Raw genomic sequence first — 23,420 nt, forward strand, 5'->3', positions numbered from 1 at the left:
TGCTTTTTTCACACTTTTTTATTCCTATTTATTTAGAATAAATCAAAACAATTTCTATCTTTGATCGAAACAACAAAATACATAATTATGCAAAAAAACAATAGCAAAGTTACATTTGCAGGAAATGCAATGACTTTAGTAGGTACTGAAATAAATACAGGAATGAAAGCTGAAAATTTCACAGCTCTTGGACAAGACTTATCTCCAGTTCAACTTTCTGATTTTGATGGAAAAGTAAAAATCCTTTCTGTATTTCCTTCAATTGACACAGGCGTTTGTTCTGCTCAAACTCACAGATTTAACAAAGAAGCTGCATCGCTTGATAAAGACATTCAAATCATTACATTATCAAACGATCTTCCATTTGCTTTAGGTCGCTTCTGTGGTGCTGAAGGTATCGAAAACCTGGTTACTTTATCGGATCATAAAGAATGTGATTTCGGGTACAAGTATGGTTTCGTAGTTGAAGAATTACGTCTACTAGCTCGTGGAGTTGTTGTTATCGACAAAAACAACGAAGTAAAGCATGTTGAGTATGTTGCTGAAATGACTGAAGAACCTAATTATGAAGCTGCTTTAGAGGTGGCTAAATCTTTAGTTTAAATGAAGCTTATAAAATAAACAGAAAGCTCCTTCGGGAGCTTTTTTAATATCATTACCTATGTACCTATTCTTCGATACCGAGACAACAGGTTTACCAAAGAAATGGAATGCTCCCATTACAGATTTAGACAATTGGCCACGTCTGGTTCAATTGGCTTGGCTACTGTATGATAGTCGCGATCAGGAAATTAAATCTGCCAACAGAATAATAATACCCGAAGGTTTTACAATTCCCACCGACGCATCAGATGTGCATGGCATCACAACAGAAAGAGCTTATGCTGAAGGTATCAATCTTCATGAAGCTTTAATTGAATTTTCATCGGCAATGGATGATGCAGAATATTTAATTGCTCACAATATTAGTTTCGATGAAATGATAATTGGTGCCGAATTTCTACGCAAAGATGTAAAAAGTCAATTGGCACAAATTCCGAAAATCTGTACCATGAAAACCACAACCAATATTTGTAAAATTCCCGGAAGATATGGTTTCAAGTGGCCAAATTTAACCGAATTACACCAGCATCTTTTTCACAAAGGTTTTGATGGTGCTCACGATGCCCTTGCAGATGTTAGAGCTTGTGCAGATTGCTTTTTCGAATTGAAAAAATCAGGAATGTACCAACAACAAGGAAGTTTGTTTTAAAGAGTCATTGCATTGCATGAAAAAGGGAACTAAACAGTAACCAGCTGTATTAGTTCCCTTTTTTCAATTCACATTCACTTTTTGATTTTTCTAAAATCAACCTTATTTAAATCTTTTTTTATTCTGGTACTTGGCCGAAAAGCCATTTTCACACTTTTAATTTTTGAGGCATTTATTTGTTCCGGACTATCGACTCCTTCTCCGCTAATATGTAATGAAAATGTTCCCAAGTCCCCTAGCTCTACACTGCAATTATCTTTTAAAAAATACGGAAGCTTAGTGGTGAAAGCCTCCAATACACCAACAACATCAATCGTACTGAATGTTGATGTTTGAGATATGCTTTCAGCAATATCTCTTAAAGTTTTCTTTTGCCTGTTCGCAACCCTCGGATAATACTGCTCCTTGCTACCCTCCTTTTTAAGAGGTGAATTCATCTTTACCACTTTATACTTTATCGCCATATCCTTTAGGAGTAATTAGTCGCTATTCTAGTGCTTTATAAAATTCAATATAAAAGATACAACAATTTAATCCATATAAAAAATAATTTTAATATATATTAAAATTTAGTATGATATATATTATAAATTGATTTTATATATATTAAAATAGCAAAAAGATAAGTGTTCTACATAAAAAAACCATCAGTATTTCTACAGATGGTCTTTATTCTATTTTTGTAAGATCGGTATTACTTTACAATTCCAAACAAATCGTAATCTTCACAATCCGTGATTTCAACATTGTAGAATTCTCCAATTTTTAAATCCCCATTCTCTGCAGGAATCAATACTTCCGGATCCACTTCATACGAATCAAATTCGGTTCTTCCGTAATAATAATCTCCTTCTTTTCTGTCGATCACTACTTTTAACTCTTCGCCCAAACGTTTTTTGTTGGCCTCCATGCTAATGTCTTGCTGAATCAACATGATTTCCTCTTTTCTTCTCTCCTTTTCTTCTTGTGGAATATTATCGTCGTAGTGATTTGCAGCATAGGTATCTTCTTCGTCGGAATAAGGAAATACGCCCAAACGTTCAAATTTCATTTCCTGAACGAAATTTTTAAGATCTTCCATATCTTCCTCTGTTTCACCTGGATGACCAACCAACATGGTAGTTCTAAGCGTAATTCCCGGAACTTCTTCTCGTATTTTCTTGATAAGATCAATGGTTTTAGCTCGATCTATACCTCTTCGCATCAAATTTAACATGTTGTCACTTGAATGTTGCAAGGCAATATCGAGGTAACGGCAAACTTTAGGATTCTCACGCATTAATTTTAAAATCCCGAAAGGAAATTGGGTTGGATATGCATAATGCAACTTGATCCATTCCAAGTCTTCAATTTTAGATAACTCTTCTATCAATTCTGCCAATTTCGATTCTTTGTACAAATCGATACCATAATAAGAAAGATCCTGAGCAATTACCAAAAGTTCCTTCACTCCTCCTTTTACAAGATTTCTTGCTTCTTCAACAATATCTTCGATAGGACGAGAAACATGTTTGCCTGTTATAATTGGAATTGCACAATAGGAACATGAGCGATTACATCCTTCCGAAATTTTTAGGTAAGCAAAATGCTTTGGAGTAGTAACAACTCTTAAATTTTTAAAATCTGGAACATAGTCTTTATTCAGCTCTTTTACCATGCCTTTCCAGTCGAACTTTCCAAAATATTTATCAACTTCCGGAATTTCCTCACTTAGTTGCTCTCTGTATCGTTCCGATAAACATCCCATCACAAAAAGCTTATCGATTCTACCATCTTTTTTCGCTTCTACATATTGCAAGATAGTATCAACCGATTCCTCCTTTGCATCGCCAATAAACCCACATGTATTAATAATAATGGTTTTGGCATCGCTATTCTCTTCTTCACAGGTAACAGAAAACTGGTTTGCATCGAGTTGTTTCATTAACAATTCTGTATCGACCAAGTTTTTTGAACAGCCTAAGCTTATAATGTTGATTTTATTTTGACTCATACGATCTTCTTATCTCAAATTAAATTTTGGCAAAAATAGGATAAATTACTCTTTTCACCATCTAGATATTTATTTTTGAATCTACTTAAATGAAAAAGGCTACCAAAAATGGCAGCCTGTCTTATATTATTTTCTTCGATCTTTTCAATCAAATAATGAAGCTACAAATTCTTCGCGGTTAAACACCTGCAAATCTTCCATTCCTTCACCAATTCCGATATATTTTACCGGTACCTTAAATTGATCGGAAACTCCAATCACAACTCCACCTTTAGCAGTTCCATCCAATTTGGTAATTGCCAATGCATTTACTTCAGTTGCCTTGGTAAATTGTTTTGCCTGTTCGAATGCATTCTGACCAGTAGAACCATCCAATATCAATAGGATTTCATTTGGAGCACCAGGGATTACTCTGTCCATTACACGTTTAATCTTACTCAACTCGTTCATTAAGTTGATTTTGTTGTGTAAACGTCCGGCAGTATCAATGATAACCACATCAGAACCTTCTTCTTTGGCCTTGGTTAAGGTTTCGAAAGCAACAGAAGCTGGATCGGCTCCCATTCCCTGATTCACAACAGGAACTCCAACTCGCTCCGACCAAATAATTAACTGGTCTACAGCTGCAGCACGAAAAGTATCGGCTGCACCAAGCATTACTTTTTTTCCTGCGTTTTTAAATTGATGTGCCAGTTTACCAATAGTAGTAGTTTTTCCAACACCATTCACACCAACTACCATGATAACATATGGATATTCTGATTTTGGAAGTTCGTAAGCATCGTAATCACCTTTATTGTTTTCTTCAAGAAGAGCAACAATTTCCTCTTTTAAGATTCGATTCAATTCTGATGTTCCCAAGAATTTATCCTGAGCAACTCTCTCTTCAATTCGTTCGATGATTTTTAATGTTGTATCCACCCCCACATCAGAAGTAATCAATACTTCTTCCAATTCATCAAGTACATCATCATCAACGGTAGATTTACCAACAACAGCTCTGGAAAGCTTTTTGAATACACTTTCCTTTGTTTTGGCCAACCCTTTATTAAGATTTTCTTTTTTCGATTTCGAAAAACTTCCAAATAATCCCATTTCTTCTAAATTTTAAGCTGCTAAAGTACAAAAAATCGTAAACACAAACAATTAACAATAAACGTTTTAAAATAAAACAATAAAAGTTTTGATTTAAAGCACAAAAAAAAGCTTCCCAAATAGTCGGGAAGCTTTTATAATTCAGTATGATATGAATTCTTTACTTTTTAGCAAAGAAATCCTTTACGTTTTCATTTGGAACAATCTCTTCTTTAAAAGAGTATGCACCAGTCTTAGGTGACTTCACCATTTTGATTACTTTTGCGTAACCACGGCCTTCACCTTTCTGTAGGGTTGCTACTACTTTCTTAGCCATATCTTAAAATTATTTAATTTCTCTGTGAAGGGTTACTTTCTTCAAAATAGGATTGTACTTCTTCAACTCCATACGATCTGGAGTATTCTTTTTATTTTTAGTAGTGATGTATCTTGAAGTTCCTGGCATACCGCTTTCCTTATGCTCAGTGCACTCAAGAATTACTTGCACTCTATTACCTTTTTTAGCCATTTTCTATGCCTTTTTTAATAATTTTTAATAAATCCTTTTTCTTGAGCTTTAGTAAGTGCACCTTTTACACCTAATTTATTAATTAGACGTACTCCGGCAGCAGAAACTTTCAATTCAATCCAACGATCTTCTTCAGGAAGATAGAACTTTTTAACGAAAAGATTTGGATAGAATCTTCTTTTAGTTCTTCTCTTTGAGTGAGAAACATTATTTCCCACCATTACGCTCTTTCCAGTAATTTGACAAACTCTTGACATAGTCCAGATTATTTTTTTCCTTAAACGCTTTTCAAACAGGTCGCAAAATACGTAATAATTTTCTAAAAAATCAAATTATCTTACAACTTTTTACAGATATATTTTCAATCAGCCTCAATCACTCGCTAATCTGCAAAAACAATACGTTTTTATGATCTGCCAGATTTCAGAATAACAAACAATAAATATCTGAATTGTAAATTGAAGTGATCCTACATGCAAAAATAAAAAAATCCCTCCGAATTTGGGAGGGATTTACGCATTTATATCGAATTATTATTTATTCTTCCTCATTCAGAGATTTGAATCCTTTACCAATAATTTCATTTGCTTCAGTAACATTTACAAATGCTTCAGGATCTACCGATTTTACGTGAAGTTTTAAGATCTCAAGTTCTCTACGACTCATTACAGAGTAAACCATTTTTCTTTCTTCTCCTGAGTAAGCTCCTGTTCCAGTAAAAACGGTTGCACCACGTTTTAAATCTCCTTTAATCTTAGATACAATAGACTCATACTGATCTGAAACAATCATTACCGTTTTGTGATAGTTTGCTCCACTTACCACCATATCGATAATCTTACCTTCGATATAAATAATGATTAATGAATAGATCGCAAACTCCCAACCAATTGCTCCAGTTTCTGTTGGCTGTACCAATGTAAACAATACAATTAAACCATCAACAATCATTACCAGTTTACCTAATGACAGCTTCGTATATTTTGCAAAAATCATTGCAATGATATCCGAACCTCCAGAGGTGGCTCTTGATTTAAAAATCATACCAATAGCAATACCATAGAAAACACCTGCCACAATGGTATTCAACATTGGATCGGCAATCACTTTTGGATACCCTGGAACAATGTGTGTTTCCATTACCCACACAGTCAATAAAATCGTAGCAATACTAACTATGGTTTTAATCCCAAATCGAGGACCTAAAATAATTGTACCAATAATTACCAACGGAACCTCCATTGCAAAAGTACAGTAACTAATTTTCCAGCCAAACAAAGTGTTTAGTACTGTTGCAATACCATAAACTCCACCTGGAGCCAATTTGTAAGGTACAACAAATAAGATGTCAGAAACAGCAAAAATAATACTACCTAAAATCAGGTAAGTGTATGCCGTTAACCATTCATTCGACAAGAACTTTTCTTTAGTAATAAAAGCCATTTTAATAGTGTTTGTTAAAGTGATAAAAATTCGCCGACAAAAATAGATTCGCCGATTTTATTTGCAAGGTTTTTACCCTTTTTTCTCGCTTTTGCAAACACCTGAAAAACAGGACTGAAAGAAAGTTTGGCATATTTTTTTAAACAGTTTTTCAAAAATCGATTAAAAAAGACGTCAAATTTTCACTTATGAATAGGCAAGTACAAGTATTATTCCTGATTTTAAAATAGTAATAGGACAACAAAAATAGAATATAAAACTACGATTATGTATACTACATATATGTTTCAAGTTGTCACATCACGAAATTTTGCGTTATTTGAATAATTAATAAACATGTAAATATCACAAAAAGAGAGACTTCAACCTAAAACCACATCATCGATACCTACATTTGGCATTCGCTCCATTTTACTCACTTCTATGCTTAGAAACCCATATTCATCCATCACTCTTCCTTCTATAACATAACAGCCAGGTCCACGAAATGGATATCCTTTAGCAACAGGAGGAAAATGCACAGTATCTAACCAATGTCCATCTAAATCTATCCAAGTTCCGAAATACATAATTTTACCATTATTGGCTTTTGTAGGCTTGCGATGAATTAAAAAACCAACAATTCTGATGTAACGATTGATTAAACGAGGCAAATGACAAGATTTTAGGTCGGAAGGCAAATCACCTTTTACCAGCTGAAATGGTGATTGAACTGATAATCCTAATAATTCCAACTCGTCAAATGCATCTTCAAGCTTGTGTTTCCACAATTCAGGCAACTCAAATTCCTTTACCTCTGCCTGAAAAAGTGTTCTCTCTGGTTTGTTCTTCTTGTTATGCCCTAATAGAAAATGGGCATCCCACAATAACTCTTTCTTTCCTTTTCCTGTAAATCGAAAAGCTCCAATACGTATTAATATTATCAATTGCTCCAAACTGATAGGAAAACGCTTTACGAAATCGCGCAAGTTTTTAAAATTGCCATGCTCCTTGCGTTCTTCAATCAATTTTTTGCCTGTTGAGTGTTCCAAATCTCTTAAGAGATAAAATCCCAGCCAAATGGTATTTCCATCGATAATATTTTTCCATGAACTCTGGTTTACACAAGGCATTTCTACTCTGGCTCCATGCATTACCGCTTCGTGCAGATAGAGTTGTGCAGCATAAAATCCTCCTCCATTATTTAAGGTGGCTACCATGTATTCCAAAGGATAATATGCTTTTAAATAAAGTGCCTGAAAACTCTCTACTGCATAACTGGCCGAATGCCCCTTTGCAAAAGCATAATTGGCAAAACTCTCTATTTGCCTCCAAATATCGCTCACCACTGCATCAGCATATCCTTTTGCCTTACAATTGGAGAAAAATTTATCCCTCACCTTTGCAAATTCGTTTCGCTGTTTAAATTTCCACGACATTCCTCTGCGCAAGACATCTGCTTCATCTAAACTTAGCTCGGCAAAATAATGAGCCACCTTAATTACATCTTCCTGATAAACCATTACGCCATAGGTTTCCTCAAGTATATTATATAATTCAGGTAAATTTCGTTTTGCCTGTTCTCTCCTTTCCTTATTCTGAAATCGAATAATGTATTCTCGCATCATTCCACTTTTGGCCACTCCCGGACGAATAATGGAACTGGCTGCAACCAGGCGTTTGTAATCTTCTGCTTTCAATTTGGTTAAAAGCATGCGCATGGCAGGCGATTCCACGTAAAAACAACCAATAGCTTGTCCTTTTTTCAACATGCGCTTCACGCGGATATCCTCCATGAACAATTTGGTATCGTTAATGTCAATATCAACCCCATGGTTTTGTTTGATGATCTCCAAGGTATCCTTAATTTTTCCAAGTCCTCGCTGACTCAGAATATCAAATTTATGCAAGCCCAAATCTTCCGCTATATACATATCAAACTGAGTGGATGGGAATCCCTTTGGCAATAATTCGGTAGCCGAATAGTTGCTAATGGGTTCGTCGGAGATTAAAATCCCACTGGAGTGAATACTATTGTGGCTTGGAAAGCCTGAAATATATCCACTATAGCGAATCACCCACTTTCCATATTCATCGGCTTGCGCTGGAGTGGGATTTTTCTGTAAACGCACAATTTCTTCATCGGGCAAGCCAAACACTTTGCCAATTTCTCGAAAAGCCGACTTATGACTAAAGGTGATGAAGTTTCCCAACAATGCAACTCGATCCCAACCATACTCATCAAATAAATAACGTATAACATCATCACGATCTGTCCATGAAAAATCGATATCAAAATCGGGAGGTGATGATCGGAACGGATTAATAAATCGCTCAAAGTAAAGGTCTAAGTCAACTGGATCAACATTAGTGATTTTCAACAAGTAAGCAACCAAACTATTAGCTCCACTTCCTCGTCCAACATGGTAATATCCTTCACCTTGCGCATAGCGAACCAAATCCCAATTAATTAAAAAATAAGAACAAAAACCAAGCTGACGAATAACTTTCAATTCCTTATTTAAGCGATCTAAAATTTCATCGGTCACCTCTTTGTATCGGTAAGGTAATCCTTCAAAAGCTTTCTGCTTTAGCAAAGTAAAATCCTCTTCTTTTGAATGCTGAAAAACCTGTTTATTCTTATTTGTTCCAAACACAAAATCCATGCAGCAAGCAGCTAACAAGTTTTTTGTATTCTCAATAATTTCAGGATAATCTTTATACAATTCCAACAGTTCAGACTTACTTCTATATCTATCTTCAAAACTCGCCTGTTCTTCTTTCGAAAGCTTACTTAGTAGTGTGTTTCTATCAATAGCCCGCAACAGTCGGTGAATATTGTAATCTTTTTTGTTGCGAAAGCTTGCTGTTTGTAGAATTACCAGCTTATCTAGGCGATTCTTCCATTCAGAAAAAGGCAAATAAGGTAAATCCAGTGGTCTGATTCCAATGCATTCATTTGCTTTTAAATCTCGGCACTGGCTTTGAAATGGATAAATCACAAAAACTTCATTCAAATCAGGAGCTTCTGATTCAAATACCTTACTGGCATGCAGGTTTCCTGACAAAAACTCATTAATTTCCCGAAATCCGCTAGCATTTTTGGCCAGTAAGACATACTGCTGTTTCGCTCTATTCCTGATATCTGCTCCAACAAGCGGTCGTACATTAAATACCTTTGCCTGCCGTACAAAATCGAGACTCACGGCTGTATTATTAATATCAGTCAATACAATGGTATTGTGTCCTCCCGCTTGGCTTTCCTTTAAAACCTCCTCTACAGAAAGAGTTCCGTACTTAAAACTGTAATATGAATGGCAATTTAATAACATGCTATACAATGAAGAATTAACAATTAGTAATGATCAATTATCTATACTATTACTCATTGTTAATTATTAATTACTAACTGTTTTATCGTCTACGGTGAGCAGGAATAATTGGAGCTTGTCCGTTAAAAGGATTCATTCCTCCAATGTTTTTTACATCCATTCCTATGGCGCGTTTCACCGCATTTTTCCCAAATCTGTTTCTCAAATAATCCATTTTTTGATACAGTTTAATGAGCTTTTCAGAGTCTTCGAACAGACGAATCTGATAAGTTCCTCCTACCAAATTGCTGAAGCGAACTCCTATGAGTCGAATCAAAACCCGACGTTCATACATTCTATCAAATAGGTCGAGTACTGTGGCGATTAGTGTGTGATCGAGCGATGTGTAGGGAATTCGCTTCTGTTTGGTGTAAGTCTGAAAATCGGAATAGCGAATCTTAAGTGTCACGCAAGCAGTTAGTTTGTTTCCATTTCGGAGCTGATAAGCCAAGTTTTCAGCCATTGCAACCAAAATACTACGCATTTTCACAACATCAGTGGTATCTCGCTCAAAAGTTCGTTCTGTCGATATTGATTTTCTCTCACTCCAGGCAATCACTGGAGTATTATCAATCCCCTGTGCTTTTTTCCAAATCACTTGCCCATTTTTCCCCAGTACGCGTTCCATTAGCTCCATAGGCATTTCTTGTACGGTTCTTACTTTTTCTATTCCCATACTTCGCAACTTGTGGTAAGTTTTATCGCCTACCATAGGAATCTTTTTAATGGAAAGCGGAGCCAAAAATGGAACTTCATATCCTGATTCTATATTGATATGATTATTGGGCTTGGCCTCACCTGTTCCCACTTTAGAAACCGTTTTGCTTGTAGATAAACCAAAGGAAATGGGTAGCCGAGTCTCCTTCATGATCTTTTCTCTCAGTTCCTTTGACCACATGTAACTTTCCTTTACAAAGCGATCCATTCCTGTTATGTCCATATAAAATTCATCAATCGATGATTTTTCGAACAAAGGCGAACGCTCCTTAATGATTTCTGTTACATGATCGGAATATTCGCTGTAAGTTCCACTATTCCCCCTAATCACAACAGCTTCCGGGCAAAGCATGCGCGCCATTTTCATGGGCATGGCAGAATGGATGCCATATGCACGAGCTTCATAAGAACAAGCTGCTACCACTCCTCTATCTGATGTTCCTCCAATCAAGACCGGTCGATTTTCCAATCTACTGTCCTGCAACCTCTCACACGACACAAAAAATGTGTCTAAATCCATATGCAATATTGTCCTTTTCATTAAATGTCGATATTTTCGTCATAATCCTGTCAATAATTTAGTCTATTCTCCTTATCTTTGAAAGAAAAAAGCATGTTTTTTGCAGAAAATATCAAGTTCCTTCGCAAGAGAAGAAGAAAATCGCAAGCCGATTTGGCTGAACAATTGGAGATTACAAGAACCACACTAGCTGGCTATGAAAAAAGCGTTCAACCACCTTTTAAAGTACTGGTGAAATTTGCCGAATACTTTAATGTTTCCATTGATGCTTTAATAAGGTATAACCTGCAGAAATTATCGGAATTCCAGCTTTCGCAAATCGAAGATGGATTTGACATTGATGTAACTGGCAAAAAGCTTCGCTTGCTTACCATATCGGTAAATCAGGATGGAGAAGAAAATATAGAAATGGTTCCCTTAAAAGCACAAGCTGGCTATACAAATAGCTATGGCGATTTGGATTTTATAGAATCTCTGCCAAAATTCTCTCTCCCATTCTTGCCCAAAAATAAGACCTACAGAACTTTTCAAATTGAAGGAGACTCCATGCTTCCCATTCCTGAAGGATCGTGGGTAACGGCATCCTACATTCAAAACTGGGAAACAATTAAGGATGGCACTCCTTGCATTATTGTTACTCAGGAGGATGGTATCGTATTTAAAGTGGTATATAAACAACTCGAGAAAAATCAATCTCTCCTATTGGTTTCTTCAAACAGAAATTATAAACCTTATGAACTGCAAATTGGGAAAGTAGTAGAGATCTGGAAATTTGAGACTTATAATGGCTTTGAGATTTTATAAGTAAAAAAATCAAAAAAAAGTGTAACTAATCATACTCCTCCCTTACTAAATAGATAAAGAACAAAACACACTCACATTGAAAAAAGAAGATCTATTTAATCAAATTCTATCGGATAATAGTGATCGAATACAACGAATATGTCGTTACTATAATTCGAATGCCGAAGATCAAAAAGATATGTATCAGGAAGTACTGATTAATATCTGGAAGAGTTTGGATCAATTTAAAGGAAAATCGGCAATTAGCACATGGGTTTATCGTGTAGCTGTTAACACATCGCTAAGCTTTACAGGCAAAAGCTACAGAGAAATGCAGCTAATAATAAACACCGATACGCAAAATCTAAGTTCTATTCTGGACGATGAAGATTTGGAAATCAAGCGAAAAGAAGAAAAGCAATTCAACCAACTTCAAAATGAACTAAATATGCTTTCTGTGATTGACAAAGCCTTAATATCTCTTATGCTTGAAGGATTAAGTATGAGAGAAATTGCAGATGTGATCGGCATTAATGAACCCAATGTAAAGGTGAAAATTCACCGCATTAAAACACAATTAAAAAACAAATTAACAGGAGGCAAGCATGAACTTAAATAAAACAAAGAACGAAAAAGTCAATCTGGATCAATTATTAGGGAAACTTAAAAAGGAGGATCGTAATTATTCTAACCTATGCAAAAGAATGAAGATTGTTTATTGGATTTTCATCCCACTTTACACGATCATTGCCTTTATACACTATTTTGACACAAAAGAACTTACTGATTTGATTGCAGGACTGCTCCTTGTAGCAGCATTTTTAATATTTGCTCTAGTATTTGGAAGCTACCAAAAAGAATACAAAAATGTTGATTACTCGCTGCCTACACTTCTCATGCTAAAGCAAGCAGCAGAAAGGTATCATCCGTTCCGAAAAAAGAGCATCCTGATATTTCTTGCAGTTTTTTTAATGAATGCCAGTTTTAATCTCAGATCTCAACCATTATTTAATACTGTTGAATCTCAAATTGTTTTCTTTTCGGTTTTTACGCTTGCAATCATCATAGGTTTAATAATTTGGTATTTTAAATACAAGCCTCTTCGTGATTATGCACTGGCAAATATTGCCGAAATTGAGGGTAATTAAACCTCCCAGTAATTTTTTAACATCTCATTAAAACAAGCTAAACAATTGCAAGCTTACCTTTGCATTATCAATCAAAAAACAAAAACAGATGAAAGTAGTCGCATTTAATGGTAGCCCAAAAAAAGAAGGCAACACCTATCATGCATTAAAATTAGTGTGTGAACAGTTGGAAGAAAAAGGCATTGAAACAGAAATTGTAAATGTTGGAATCAAAAACGTGAAGGCTTGTACTGCATGCAACTTGTGTTTCAAGAATCAAGACGAAAAGTGTGTCATCAAAAATGATGATGTGAATATTTGGATTCAGAAAATGAAGGAGGCCGATGGGATTATTCTTGGATCACCAGTACACTATTCATCATTAAGTGCCAGCATGAAATCCTTTCTCGATCGTGCTTTTTATGTAGCTGGTGCAAACGGATCATTGTTCCGCCATAAAGTAGGTGCTTCAGTTGCAGCCGTTCGTCGTTCAGGTGGATTACCTGTTTTTAATGAATTAAACAATTACCTGACTTATTCAGAAATGATGATTCCAACATCGAACTATTGGAATGTGATTCATGGATTAATGCCGGGTCAAGTTCATCAGGATGAAGAAGGGGTGCAGATTATGAGAGTTTTGGGTAAAAACATGGCTTATCTATTGAAATTAGTTGAAAATGGAAAGAATAAAATAGAAGCCCCTGAGAAAGAAGATAAGGTATACACTCATTTTATCAGATAATTAGGTCAATAGAAAACAGAAAATTTTCATTGACAGAAATGATAGAAGATCTAATAGTTTGATTATAAAGACGAATATTCATTTAAAAACAATTAATATGTATTGGAAGTATCTGATTGCAGCATCGCTTTTATTAAGTTTTTCTGCTTGTAAACCTCCTAAACAGTCGCAAACAAATAAAATTGAAGTAATTGCTTCATCCGACAAGCAATGGACGGGAGTTGCAGTTAGTAAAGAAAGCCGCCTATTCGTAAACTATCCAAAATGGTCGAATGATGTACCCATTAGCGTTGCGGAAATTGTAGATGGTAAAGCAGTGGCCTTTCCAAATCAGGAATGGAATAATGCTGATGATAAGGAATCCTTTCAGGCTGTTCAGTCGGTAATTGTTGATGAGCAGAACAAGTTATGGGTATTGGATACAAGAAATCCTCTTTTCCAAGGTGTTTTGGAAGGTGGTCCGAAATTGTATGTTTTTAATTTGAACAACAATGAAAAGGAAAAAGTATATCAATTTCCTAAAGGTGTTTACCAAGCGAACTCTTATTTTAATGATGTTCGGGTTGATACAAAAAATCAATTTGCCTACATGACTGATTCAGGAAACGGAGCATTAATTGTGTTGAATCTGCAATCAGGAGAATCTAAAAGAGTATTGGACCACCACTACTCTACTGAAAGTGAAGTAGATCACCTGATTTGTGATGGAATCAAGTGGGAAAACAGTGTACATTCCGATGGCATTGCTCTTTCTCCTGACAAACAGTTTTTGTATTACATTGCCTTAACGGGTCATAGTTTGTATCGAGTTCCCACTAAAACATTACGTTCTCAGAACTTATCAGAGGAACAAATAGCTGAACAAGTAGAAATGGTAAAAAAAATTCCAGCCACTGACGGAATGATGTTCGATAAAGATGGGAATCTATGGTTAGGTGGTCTGGAAGACAACTCCATTAATGTCCTGAAAAGCGATGGTAACATCAAAAAACTGATTAAAGATGAGATCATTCGTTGGGCCGATTCATTTGCCATGGATACTCAAGGAAATGTATTCTTTACAACATCACAAATTCATTTGCCAGAAATCCAAAGAAAGCAATATCAAGTTCTCAAACTTTCAAAATAAAATATAAAAGACGGACTTTTTAAAAACAAAAGGTTCGTCTTTTTGTTTACAATTCAGTGTATCAACGGGAAAAGGTAAGAGTGTTACGTGTAATCCTTATAAAAGCATACAATCTAGAATTAGAATGAAATCATAATCAACAAGATATTAATATGAAAAAAACAGCATTGGTAAGCGGATCAAACAGAGGAATTGGTTTTGCAAGCGTAAAAGAACTGTTAAAGAAAGGATATCGAGTGATTCTCACTGCTCGCTCCCAGGAAGATGGAAAAAAAGCTTTCGAAAAACTGAAAAGCTTTGGCGAACTCCACTTCCATCAATTGGATGTATCGAATGAAGTGAGCGTAAAACAAATTGCTGAATATGTAGAAAATAACTTTGGACATCTCGATATCCTTATCAACAATGCAGGCATCAATTACGACACATGGCATTCAGCATTCAATGCAGACTTGGAAGAAGTTCATCAAACTTTGGAAACCAATTTGTTTGGAGCCTGGCGTTTGGCACAAGCCTTTATTCCTAATATGAAAAAGCAGAAATATGGACGCATTGTGAATGTGTCAAGTGGCTTGGGAGCTTTATCGAACATGTCTGCAGGAACGCCGGGTTACAGCATTTCAAAAGCCGCAATGAACGTTCTTACCATAAAATTGAGCCAGGAATTAAAAAGAAATAACATCCTTGTGAATTCGGTTTGTCCGGGATGGGTAAGAACTGATATGGGCGGTTCAACTGCTCCCCGTGATCCCCAGAAAGGAGCGGAAACCATTGTTTGGGCAGCCGAGTTGGAAGACAAAGGGGCTACGGGAAAATTTTTTAGGGATATGGAAGAAATTGAATGGTAATGAAAGTACCTTTTACTCTTTTATTAACTAATTAACAAATCGTTAACAATCGCTACGCGTCTTTATATTCAACATACTACACATTCATGTAACCATATTTCAGCTCTGTGCGATATTGATTTCTTTCCTCTTTAGCTCTAACATTGCAGCGTATTTCAAACATGAATGATGAGAGCAATTTTAATTTTACTAATGAGCATCAGCCTTTGTTTTTCGCTTGATGCACAAACTAAAACAACAGAGATGAAAGATCAAAAAGTTTATCCAAAGAGCTTTTCCCATATTGGGATTACAGTGCCTGATTTGGACAAGGCAGTGAAATTCTACACCGAAGTAATGGGTTTTTACGTAATTATGCCTCCAACCAAAGTTCTGGAAGAAAACGAGACAGCAATCGGACAAATGTGTATCGATGTGTTTGGCAAAGGATGGAAAAGTTTTCGCATTGCGCACCTTTCAACCGGCGATCGCATTGGAATTGAACTATTCGAATTCAAAGAAAGTCAACCCAAAGCTCCGGAATTCAATCCATTCCAAACCGGATTATTCCATTTCTCGGTTCAGGATCCTGACGTAGAAGGATTGGTTCAAAAAATCGTAGAGCATGGAGGAAAACAGCGTATGCCTATTCGCGAATATTATCCAGGTGATAAACCATACTGTATGTGTTATGTAGAAGATCCATTTGGAGTAGTATTCGAAATTTATTCTCACTCCTACGAACTTCATTATTCACCAGGAGCGTACAAGTGATTCTCTTTTGCAAAATTTTGTCCCCATTGGTCTAATTTCAGGATGATGGGGATAATGCTTTTTCCCGCCTCAGTTAATCCATACACAACTTTTGGTGGCACTTCAGGGTGAACCACCCTACTTACCAAACCATCACGCTCCAAAGCCCTTATCGAGAAGGTAAACATACGATTAGAGATACCATAAATGCTTTTTTGTAATTCACCTGAACGCATTTCACCATCCTTCAAGTGAAATAAAATAAGCGATTTGTACTTATCGCCTATCAATTGAAGAGTAAATGCAAGAGAGCAACCAAACTTCTTTCCCTCGTAATTGATGATTTTTGAGTTGCAACAATCTTTGGTCATAGTCGAATCTTATTTGATAACAAATATAAGCTTTTGCTGGCAAAGAAAAATCGCCAGTCTATAACTAATAGAGTGACGATTTAAGCTTATCATTACAGTTTTTTTTAATCTACTCTACTTCAAACCACTGCGTTTCAAGAGAGGATCGATCGATGGTTCTTTTCCGCGGAATTTCAGGTACAAATTCATCGGATGATCGCTTCCGCCCTTTTCCAAAACATTTTCTCTGAAAGCATCGGCTGTTGCCTTATCGTAAATGCCATTTTCTTTAAATGCTTCAAATGCATCAGCATCCAACACTTCGGCCCATTTGTATCCATAATATCCGGCAGCATAGCCACCTGCAAAAATATGTGAAAATGAGGTACTCATGCAGCTTCCGTTCACTTTAGAGAATAATTCAGTTGAGGCCATTGCCTGGTCTTCGAACTCTCCCACTGGATTCGTAATTGGCTCTTTTACACTATGCCAAGCCATGTCATTTAAACCAAAGCTTATTTGGCGAACAAAGCCATATCCACTTAAGAAATTGCTGCTATCAATAATTTTCTGAATCAGTTCCTGAGGAATTTTCTCTCCTGTTTTATAATGCGCTGCAACTTCGTCCAACCATTCTTTACGGAAAGCAAAGTTCTCCATAAACTGCGATGGCAACTCTACAAAATCACGATACACATTGGTTCCCGACAAAGCACTGTAGGTACATTTCGAAAGCATACCGTGTAATGCATGACCAAACTCGTGCAAGAAAGTGGTTACCTCATTAAAAGTCAATAAAGATGGTTTGGTTTCGGTCGGACGAGTAAAGTTACATACAATTGAAATGTGTGGTCTGTAATCCTTATTTTCCTTCATGTACTGATCTACAAAGGAAGTCATCCATGCTCCACCTTGCTTGCTGCTTCTTGGGTGAAAATCGGCATAGAACAACGATAAAAATTTTCCTTCTTGATCTAACACCTCGTATACATCCACTTCTTCGTGATATTTAGGGATATCAGTATTCAACTTGAACTGAATGCCATACAATTTAGTAGCCAAGTCGAAAATTCCCTTCTTCACTCTCTCCAACTCGAAGTAAGGACGAGTGATTTCATCGTTGATATCAAATTTCTCGGTCTTTAACTTTTCAGCATAATAGGCCCAATCCCATCTTTGCAAATCAAAATCTGCGCCAAGCGATTTTGCATATTCATGCAACTCCTTAAATTCCTCTTGCGCTTTTGGCATTGATGCATCCAAAAGTTCATTTAAGAACTTGATTACATTGTCTGCCGATTTTGCCATTCTTTCCTCCAATACATAGTCGGCATAAGTTTCGTATCCCAACAAATGAACCTTTGCCAAACGCAGTTCTACTATGAGATGTATGATTTTTTGATTGTCGAATTTATCGTTAAAACATCGCGAAGAATAGGCCTTGAACATTTTCTCACGCAATTCGCGCTTTTCAGCATATTGCATAAAGGGAACATAGCTAGGAAATTGAAGGTTAAAGATCCATCCTTCCTTCTCTTTTTCCTTGGCTAAAGCCGATGCAGCTTCAAGAATTCCTTCAGGCAGGCCTGCAACATCGTCTTCGTTCGTTAAATGAAGTTCAAAATTGTTGGTTGCAGCCAAAACATTCTCTCCAAACTGCAAGGTTAATTTTGAAAGTTCTTTCGAGATTTCTCTGATTTTCCCTTTCTTCTCTTCATCCAAATCAGCACCTGATCTAACAAAAGACTTGTATCTGTCTGTTAAAAGCTTGGTTTGTTCTACATTTAAATCAAACTCATCTCTTTTTTCGTACACCTGCTTCACTCTTTTAAAGAGTTTCTCATTCATGATAATATCATTTGAAAATTCGGTAAGCATAGGCGATATTTCTCGTGCCATAGCCTGCATTTCATTATTGGTGTACGCATGATTTAAATTGAAGAAAACCGATCCAATTCTATCCAACTGATGACCCGAATATTCAAGAGCTTCAATGGTATTCTTAAAAGTTGGTTCTTCAGTAGAATTGGCTATCTCATCAATTTCGGATCTTGCACTTTCGATACTCTGCTTAAAGGCTGGCATATAATGCTCCAATTCAATTTTATCGAATGGAACAGACTCGTATGGTGTTGAAAATTCTTCTAATAAAGGATTTTTACTCATAATATATCGTGATTTAATAATTTCTCAAACAAAGATAAGAATTGAACATACAAAATCAGGGCTGAAAAAATCTTATTTGAAAAATTTTAACAAACATTATAATTTCAAATACAAAACAGTCATATATCATTTATTTTCTACACATTACACAGCTCAATCATAAAAGCTTTTCAATTCAAATATTAATCTCGGAAGCTTTTCGACAGACTACACACTCTCAATAATCTTGTTTGCAATGAATTAAATCCCAAAAGAATGTTTATATTTGACTTGGTTTTATTAGGGGGAAACTTAATAACCAAATGAATTCCATTATGAAAGACTTAAGATTATTACACAAAAAAGCTGATTTGCTTGTATCATTCTCTGGTACATTCAACTCTTTCATTGCCCCTCTTTTCCCTAAATCACCCAATTCTTTTCGCTTTCCCATGTGGGTACGATAATTTCTTACTAATTAAAGTATTGCTTTAAGTAGTAAATTACTATTCATAAAGCATACAAGCATTTATTGCATTTTTCGCATATAGAAAAACATGCAATACAATCATTTTCATCTTGCACCAATATTTGGGCAGCAAGATGTAGTTTCGTACACCAAAGAAAATCAAGTTTCATGAAGCGAATTTGCATCAAAATAGGCTCTAACGTACTTACCAAAAGTACGGGCCAAATCGACAAACAAAGAATTAAAAACATTGTATTTCAGATATCGGAATTAAAGAAGTTGGGATATCAGTGCATTCTTGTATCATCAGGTGCTGTAGCGGTTGGTAGAAGTAAAATCAACCTGAATCAAAAAACAGATACCATATCAGCTCGCCAGATATGGTCATCCGTTGGGCAAGTTGAATTACTAAACATCTATTCGAAATATTTAAAAGAGCATGACCTACAATGTGCCCAGGTATTGGTAACAAAGCAGGATTTTAGAACCAGGGAACATTATTTGAACATGAAAAATTGCATCAGTTCACTCCTGGCCAATGATATTTTGCCTGTAATCAATGAAAATGATGCAGTTTCGGTTACCGCGCTAATGTTTACCGATAACGATGAGCTTTCCGGGCTTATCGCATCGATGATGGACTGTAAAGCACTTTATCTGTTAAGCAATATTAATGGGATCTACACCGGAAATCCAGAAGATCCTAACGCAAAATTGCTAAGAACCATCAATGGAGATATCAATCGCTTAAAACAGTATATCACCACCAAAAAATCAAATTTCGGACGTGGTGGGATGCTTACCAAATGCAGTATTGCTGGAAGAATAGCCAAATCAGGCATACCTGTACACATTGCAAATGGTTCAAAGGATAATATTGTTCTTGATTTAATAGCAGATCATGAAAATGTGGATCACACCGAATTTATAGCCTATAAAAAAGCATCAACAGTGAAGCAATGGCTTGCTGGATCTGATGGATTCGAAAAAGCACATGTAATTATCAACCATGGAGCTGAAGAGGCTTTAAATTCAAATAATGCCACAAGTTTGTTACCTATTGGTGTAACTGATATTAATGGAACTTTTGAAAAAGGAGATATTGTAAAAATCATGAATGAGAAAGGCAAAGTTTTAGGATTAGGCAAAACTGCCTACAGCAAAACCAAAGCAGAACTTCACATGGGAAAAAGTGGAGCCAAACCATTGGTTCACTACGACTACCTATTATTATATTAACAATTAATTTACTGATAATTACATATCTTTATCTTACATTTAAATTCAAATGCCATGAATACCAAAGAACAATTCCATAAAATCAAAGAAGCATCCAGAAAAATGCCTCTTTTATCTGCCCAAAAGATTGATGAGATTCTATTAAAACTGTCCATAGCAATCGTTGATTCCAGCTCTGCTATTTTAGCAGCCAACCAAAAAGATTTAGAACGCATGTCAACTTATGATCCAAAGTATGATCGATTGTTACTAAATCATGAAATAATAATAGGTATTGCAATGGATGTAAAAAATGTTGCCGGATTAGATTCTCCACTGGGACGCAAATTATCTGAAAAAAAGCTCGAGAATGGTTTGTTGATTGAAAAGATGAGCGTAGCATTGGGCATTGTTGGCGTTATTTATGAAGCGCGACCAAATGTAACCATTGATGTTTTTGCGCTTTGCTTAAAATCGGGAAATGCTTGTATTTTAAAAGGCGGAAGCGATGCCATGCACTCTAATCAGGCCATTGTGAAGATCATCAAAAACACATTGGAAGAAGAAAAGGTGGATCCTGAAATTATTCAGTTGCTGTCACCAGAACGAGAAGCTGCAGTAGAGTTGATGAATGCACAAGGATTTGTAGACGTTCTGATCCCACGCGGATCACAGAATTTAATCAACTCGGTTCGTGAAAATTCTAAAATTCCGGTAATTGAAACTGGTGCTGGCATTGTACATACCTATTTTGACAAAGATGGAGACCTTGAAAAAGGGAAAAACATTATTTACAACGCCAAAACAAGGCGTGTAAGCGTTTGTAATGCACTCGACTGCCTCATTATTCATTCTGATAGATTAAATGATCTTCCTGAACTTGTAAATCATTTAAACGATAAAAATGTAGAAATCTATGCTGACCAAGACTCCTTTGAAGTTCTAAAAGGTTCATATCCTAATCAACTTTTGATTCAGGCAAGTGAGGAGTCTTATGGAACAGAATACCTAAGTCATAAAATGTCAATCAAAACAGTAAATGATTTTGAGTCTGCACTTAATCACATTTACAAATACAGTTCAAAGCATAGCGAAGCAATAATTAGTGAGAACAAAGAAACCATAAAAGCCTTTTACTCAATGGTTGATGCTGCAGCCATTTATTCCAACACTTCAACTGCATTTACTGATGGTGCACAATTTGGACTGGGAGCTGAAATTGGTATCAGTACACAGAAACTTCATGCGAGAGGACCAATGGCTTTGGAGGAGTTATGCTCTTACAAATGGATTATTACTGGTGATGGTCAGATAAGAAATTAAATGCCATGCCCGAATGAAATTTAGATCATTCGGGCATTTTTTGTCCATTTTATATTTATCATTGAACATTTTCTGGTTTATATTGTATTAAGAAAAAACAATAAATGAAGATGATGGACAAATACGCTTTAATTTGGCTTAGAAGAGATTTAAGATTACAAGATAATGCAGCGATATATCATGCCTTACAATCGAAATACAAGCTTTTATTCTATTTCAATTTTGATACAGAAATTCTAGATCAATTGGAAAACAGAAATGATGCTAGAGTAACTTTCATTCACACCGAACTTCAAAGAATCAACCAACAACTCTCACAATTTGGATCTTCCTTAATCGTAAAACATGGTCAAGTACAGGAATGTCTATTACAAGTGATAAAGGAATATCCAGTCGCGAAGATCTATACTAATAAGGATTACGAACCATTCGCTACATCCAGAGACATGAACTGCAAAGATATTTGTGAATCTCAACAAGCAAAATTTCAACTTTTTAAAGATCAAGTGATATTTGAAGAGCGAGAAATCCTTAAAAAAGATGGAAACCCTTACACGGTTTATACTCCATACATGAAGAAATGGCGATCTGAATTCAATTCAAAGGAACACCTACCCTATTCATATGAACTAAATTCCTCGAATATTGCTCAAGTTGAATTTAGAGAAATACCATCTTTATCGGAGATTGGATTCAGTAAATCTTCGATTAAGATCCCAGCCATTAATTTATCTGCGGACATGCTCAACCATTATGATTCTAGAAGAAATTTCCCAGCCTTACAAGCCACGTCAAATTTAGGTGTACATCTTCGTTTTGGCACCATTAGTATTCGCCATGCAGTACAAGAAGCGTTAAAAGGTGATGACCAATTCTTAAATGAACTGATTTGGCGAGAATTTTTCATGCAGATCTTGGCCAATTTTCCAAAAGTTGAAAGCGAATGCTTTAAGTCGGCTTACAACAATATTCAGTGGCTGAATAATGAAGAAGAGTTTGAACTATGGACAAATGGCAAAACAGGCTTTCCTATTGTTGATGCCGGCATGAGAGAATTAAAGGCCACAGGCAACATGCACAATCGCGTTAGAATGATTGCTGCCAGTTTTTTAGTTAAAGACCTATTAATCGATTGGCGTTGGGGCGAAGCTTATTTTGCCAATCATTTGCTCGATTACGATCAGGCAGCCAATAATGGCAATTGGCAATGGGTAGCAGGATGCGGATGTGATGCGGCTCCTTATTTCAGAGTTTTTAATCCCATTGAACAACAAAAGAAATTCGATCCTAATTTTGAATACATTAAAAAATGGGTTCCTGAATTGGGAACGGATTCTTATCCAAAACCAATGATTGATCATAAATCTGCCAGAATTAGAGCTTTGGAAACTTATAAAAAAGCTCTACAAAGTGAATTGGTTTAATAGCTATTATTCTTTTCATCTGTTTATAATTTTCTTGTTAAAGTCAGATAGAAGTCGCAAGATCAAAATAATCATTGTCGTGTGCGTTTAATAATTATTTTAATCATGCTCGTTTCATAAGCTATTTGCTTTTGCTACTTTTGGTTTCGAATACTTTAAGTAACATAGAATATGAACCAAAAATCGAGTTTTTACTCTCAAAGAATAAATCGCTTTAAACAAGAAGTTAAACAGCTGAAAAAGACAAAT

The 23,420-nt window shown here is 35.8% G+C and carries 23 protein-coding genes; 12 read left to right on the forward strand and 11 right to left on the reverse strand.

Annotated elements, in window-relative coordinates:
* Positions 1 to 87 precede the first annotated feature (87 nt).
* Together tpx and ACKPCA_RS05745 are read left to right on the forward strand one after the other, a co-directional pair.
* The gene (gene tpx / locus ACKPCA_RS05740; RefSeq protein ID WP_054722936.1) at positions 88 to 603 is read left to right on the forward strand and encodes a thiol peroxidase; all 516 of its coding nucleotides are present in this window, start codon (positions 88 to 90) and stop codon (positions 601 to 603) included.
* 58 nt (positions 604 to 661) lie between these two features.
* Complete coding sequence (locus ACKPCA_RS05745; protein WP_321281864.1) at positions 662 to 1,252, forward strand: 3'-5' exonuclease; 591 nt, start codon at positions 662 to 664, stop codon at positions 1,250 to 1,252.
* 74 nt (positions 1,253 to 1,326) lie between these two features.
* Here the strand turns inward: ACKPCA_RS05745 and ACKPCA_RS05750 are convergent, their stop codons facing one another.
* The 9 genes from ACKPCA_RS05750 to dinB all read right to left on the reverse strand — a co-directional run bounded on the left by ACKPCA_RS05750 (position 1,327) and on the right by dinB (position 10,899).
* Positions 1,327 to 1,716: an HU family DNA-binding protein gene (locus ACKPCA_RS05750; RefSeq protein WP_321281865.1), complete on the reverse strand. Its 390-nt coding sequence runs from the start codon at positions 1,714 to 1,716 to the stop codon at positions 1,327 to 1,329.
* A 230-nt stretch (positions 1,717 to 1,946) separates the two neighbouring features.
* Entirely contained in the window at positions 1,947 to 3,245 is a 1,299-nt protein-coding gene (gene rimO, locus ACKPCA_RS05755) for a 30S ribosomal protein S12 methylthiotransferase RimO (protein WP_321281866.1), read from the reverse strand.
* Positions 3,246 to 3,389: 144 nt separating this feature from the next.
* Positions 3,390 to 4,340, reverse strand: a complete 951-nt coding sequence (ftsY, locus tag ACKPCA_RS05760; protein WP_321281867.1) for a signal recognition particle-docking protein FtsY — start codon at positions 4,338 to 4,340, stop codon at positions 3,390 to 3,392.
* Between the two features lie 160 nt (positions 4,341 to 4,500).
* Positions 4,501 to 4,656 (reverse strand): DUF4295 domain-containing protein, encoded by a 156-nt coding sequence (locus tag ACKPCA_RS05765; RefSeq protein WP_083464733.1) that lies wholly within the window; start codon positions 4,654 to 4,656, stop codon positions 4,501 to 4,503.
* Between the two features lie 9 nt (positions 4,657 to 4,665).
* The gene (rpmG, locus tag ACKPCA_RS05770) at positions 4,666 to 4,848 is read right to left on the reverse strand and encodes a 50S ribosomal protein L33 (protein WP_054721833.1); all 183 of its coding nucleotides are present in this window, start codon (positions 4,846 to 4,848) and stop codon (positions 4,666 to 4,668) included.
* Between the two features lie 14 nt (positions 4,849 to 4,862).
* Positions 4,863 to 5,105, reverse strand: coding sequence for a 50S ribosomal protein L28 (rpmB, locus tag ACKPCA_RS05775; RefSeq protein ID WP_054721835.1), 243 nt, complete (start codon positions 5,103 to 5,105; stop codon positions 4,863 to 4,865).
* Between the two features lie 280 nt (positions 5,106 to 5,385).
* On the reverse strand, positions 5,386 to 6,291 hold the full coding sequence (locus ACKPCA_RS05780; RefSeq protein ID WP_054721837.1) for a YitT family protein: 906 nt from the start codon (positions 6,289 to 6,291) through the stop codon (positions 5,386 to 5,388).
* 362 nt (positions 6,292 to 6,653) lie between these two features.
* On the reverse strand, positions 6,654 to 9,602 hold the full coding sequence (locus ACKPCA_RS05785) for a DNA polymerase III subunit alpha (RefSeq protein WP_321281868.1): 2,949 nt from the start codon (positions 9,600 to 9,602) through the stop codon (positions 6,654 to 6,656).
* An 82-nt stretch (positions 9,603 to 9,684) separates the two neighbouring features.
* Entirely contained in the window at positions 9,685 to 10,899 is a 1,215-nt protein-coding gene (gene dinB, locus ACKPCA_RS05790; protein ID WP_321281869.1) for a DNA polymerase IV, read from the reverse strand.
* Positions 10,900 to 10,971: 72 nt separating this feature from the next.
* Between dinB and ACKPCA_RS05795 the strand changes: the two genes are divergently transcribed.
* From ACKPCA_RS05795 to ACKPCA_RS05825, 7 genes are all read left to right on the forward strand, one after another.
* Positions 10,972 to 11,682: an XRE family transcriptional regulator gene (locus tag ACKPCA_RS05795; RefSeq protein WP_321281870.1), complete on the forward strand. Its 711-nt coding sequence runs from the start codon at positions 10,972 to 10,974 to the stop codon at positions 11,680 to 11,682.
* A gap of 76 nt (positions 11,683 to 11,758) precedes the next feature.
* Positions 11,759 to 12,280 carry an RNA polymerase sigma factor gene (locus ACKPCA_RS05800; RefSeq protein ID WP_321281871.1) on the forward strand — a complete coding sequence of 174 codons (522 nt, stop codon included), beginning with the start codon at positions 11,759 to 11,761 and terminating at the stop codon, positions 12,278 to 12,280.
* Positions 12,267 to 12,809, forward strand: a complete 543-nt coding sequence (locus tag ACKPCA_RS05805; RefSeq protein WP_321281872.1) for a hypothetical protein — start codon at positions 12,267 to 12,269, stop codon at positions 12,807 to 12,809. Before ACKPCA_RS05800 ends, ACKPCA_RS05805 begins: the two co-directional genes overlap by 14 nt.
* 88 nt (positions 12,810 to 12,897) lie before the next feature.
* Entirely contained in the window at positions 12,898 to 13,533 is a 636-nt protein-coding gene (locus tag ACKPCA_RS05810) for a flavodoxin family protein (RefSeq protein ID WP_321281873.1), read from the forward strand.
* A 97-nt stretch (positions 13,534 to 13,630) separates the two neighbouring features.
* Positions 13,631 to 14,662: an L-dopachrome tautomerase-related protein gene (locus ACKPCA_RS05815; protein WP_321281874.1), complete on the forward strand. Its 1,032-nt coding sequence runs from the start codon at positions 13,631 to 13,633 to the stop codon at positions 14,660 to 14,662.
* Positions 14,663 to 14,814: 152 nt separating this feature from the next.
* Positions 14,815 to 15,510 (forward strand): SDR family oxidoreductase, encoded by a 696-nt coding sequence (locus tag ACKPCA_RS05820; protein ID WP_321281875.1) that lies wholly within the window; start codon positions 14,815 to 14,817, stop codon positions 15,508 to 15,510.
* Positions 15,511 to 15,753: 243 nt separating this feature from the next.
* Positions 15,754 to 16,263 carry a lactoylglutathione lyase family protein gene (locus ACKPCA_RS05825; RefSeq protein WP_321281876.1) on the forward strand — a complete coding sequence of 170 codons (510 nt, stop codon included), beginning with the start codon at positions 15,754 to 15,756 and terminating at the stop codon, positions 16,261 to 16,263.
* Here the strand turns inward: ACKPCA_RS05825 and ACKPCA_RS05830 are convergent.
* Both ACKPCA_RS05830 and ACKPCA_RS05835 read right to left on the reverse strand, forming a co-directional pair.
* Positions 16,239 to 16,613: a winged helix-turn-helix transcriptional regulator gene (locus tag ACKPCA_RS05830; protein WP_321281877.1), complete on the reverse strand. Its 375-nt coding sequence runs from the start codon at positions 16,611 to 16,613 to the stop codon at positions 16,239 to 16,241. The genes ACKPCA_RS05825 and ACKPCA_RS05830 overlap by 25 nt on opposite strands.
* A 114-nt stretch (positions 16,614 to 16,727) precedes the next feature.
* Complete coding sequence (locus ACKPCA_RS05835; RefSeq protein ID WP_321281878.1) at positions 16,728 to 18,758, reverse strand: M3 family metallopeptidase; 2,031 nt, start codon at positions 18,756 to 18,758, stop codon at positions 16,728 to 16,730.
* A gap of 616 nt (positions 18,759 to 19,374) precedes the next feature.
* Here ACKPCA_RS05835 and proB point away from each other — a divergent pair.
* The 3 genes from proB to ACKPCA_RS05850 all read left to right on the forward strand — a co-directional run bounded on the left by proB (position 19,375) and on the right by ACKPCA_RS05850 (position 23,171).
* Positions 19,375 to 20,445, forward strand: coding sequence for a glutamate 5-kinase (gene proB / locus ACKPCA_RS05840; protein WP_321281879.1), 1,071 nt, complete (start codon positions 19,375 to 19,377; stop codon positions 20,443 to 20,445).
* A gap of 54 nt (positions 20,446 to 20,499) precedes the next feature.
* The gene (locus ACKPCA_RS05845) at positions 20,500 to 21,747 is read left to right on the forward strand and encodes a glutamate-5-semialdehyde dehydrogenase (RefSeq protein ID WP_321281880.1); all 1,248 of its coding nucleotides are present in this window, start codon (positions 20,500 to 20,502) and stop codon (positions 21,745 to 21,747) included.
* A gap of 110 nt (positions 21,748 to 21,857) precedes the next feature.
* Positions 21,858 to 23,171 carry a cryptochrome/photolyase family protein gene (locus tag ACKPCA_RS05850; RefSeq protein ID WP_321281881.1) on the forward strand — a complete coding sequence of 438 codons (1,314 nt, stop codon included), beginning with the start codon at positions 21,858 to 21,860 and terminating at the stop codon, positions 23,169 to 23,171.
* Positions 23,172 to 23,420 lie beyond the last annotated feature (249 nt).

This window comes from Marinifilum fragile (assembly GCF_963677365.1).
GTDB classification, from domain to species: Bacteria; Bacteroidota; Bacteroidia; order Bacteroidales; family Marinifilaceae; genus Marinifilum; species Marinifilum fragile.

Coding starts and splice junctions, on each gene's coding strand:
- ACKPCA_RS05820 (WP_321281875.1), top strand. CDS start 14,815: ATGAAAAAAACAGCATTGGTAAGCGGATCAAACAGAGGAATTGGTTTT.
- ACKPCA_RS05850 (WP_321281881.1), top strand. CDS start 21,858: ATGATGGACAAATACGCTTTAATTTGGCTTAGAAGAGATTTAAGATTA.
- ACKPCA_RS05795 (WP_321281870.1), top strand. CDS start 10,972: ATGTTTTTTGCAGAAAATATCAAGTTCCTTCGCAAGAGAAGAAGAAAA.
- ACKPCA_RS05835 (WP_321281878.1), bottom strand. CDS start 18,758: ATGAGTAAAAATCCTTTATTAGAAGAATTTTCAACACCATACGAGTCT.
- ACKPCA_RS05785 (WP_321281868.1), bottom strand. CDS start 9,602: ATGTTATTAAATTGCCATTCATATTACAGTTTTAAGTACGGAACTCTT.
- proB (WP_321281879.1), top strand. CDS start 19,375: ATGAAGCGAATTTGCATCAAAATAGGCTCTAACGTACTTACCAAAAGT.
- ACKPCA_RS05830 (WP_321281877.1), bottom strand. CDS start 16,613: ATGACCAAAGATTGTTGCAACTCAAAAATCATCAATTACGAGGGAAAG.
- ACKPCA_RS05815 (WP_321281874.1), top strand. CDS start 13,631: ATGTATTGGAAGTATCTGATTGCAGCATCGCTTTTATTAAGTTTTTCT.
- ACKPCA_RS05805 (WP_321281872.1), top strand. CDS start 12,267: ATGAACTTAAATAAAACAAAGAACGAAAAAGTCAATCTGGATCAATTA.
- rpmG (WP_054721833.1), bottom strand. CDS start 4,848: ATGGCTAAAAAAGGTAATAGAGTGCAAGTAATTCTTGAGTGCACTGAG.
- ACKPCA_RS05745 (WP_321281864.1), top strand. CDS start 662: ATGTACCTATTCTTCGATACCGAGACAACAGGTTTACCAAAGAAATGG.
- rimO (WP_321281866.1), bottom strand. CDS start 3,245: ATGAGTCAAAATAAAATCAACATTATAAGCTTAGGCTGTTCAAAAAAC.
- ACKPCA_RS05780 (WP_054721837.1), bottom strand. CDS start 6,291: ATGGCTTTTATTACTAAAGAAAAGTTCTTGTCGAATGAATGGTTAACG.
- ACKPCA_RS05825 (WP_321281876.1), top strand. CDS start 15,754: ATGAAAGATCAAAAAGTTTATCCAAAGAGCTTTTCCCATATTGGGATT.
- ACKPCA_RS05765 (WP_083464733.1), bottom strand. CDS start 4,656: ATGGCTAAGAAAGTAGTAGCAACCCTACAGAAAGGTGAAGGCCGTGGT.
- tpx (WP_054722936.1), top strand. CDS start 88: ATGCAAAAAAACAATAGCAAAGTTACATTTGCAGGAAATGCAATGACT.
- rpmB (WP_054721835.1), bottom strand. CDS start 5,105: ATGTCAAGAGTTTGTCAAATTACTGGAAAGAGCGTAATGGTGGGAAAT.
- ACKPCA_RS05810 (WP_321281873.1), top strand. CDS start 12,898: ATGAAAGTAGTCGCATTTAATGGTAGCCCAAAAAAAGAAGGCAACACC.
- ACKPCA_RS05750 (WP_321281865.1), bottom strand. CDS start 1,716: ATGGCGATAAAGTATAAAGTGGTAAAGATGAATTCACCTCTTAAAAAG.
- ftsY (WP_321281867.1), bottom strand. CDS start 4,340: ATGGGATTATTTGGAAGTTTTTCGAAATCGAAAAAAGAAAATCTTAAT.
- dinB (WP_321281869.1), bottom strand. CDS start 10,899: ATGAAAAGGACAATATTGCATATGGATTTAGACACATTTTTTGTGTCG.
- ACKPCA_RS05845 (WP_321281880.1), top strand. CDS start 20,500: ATGAATACCAAAGAACAATTCCATAAAATCAAAGAAGCATCCAGAAAA.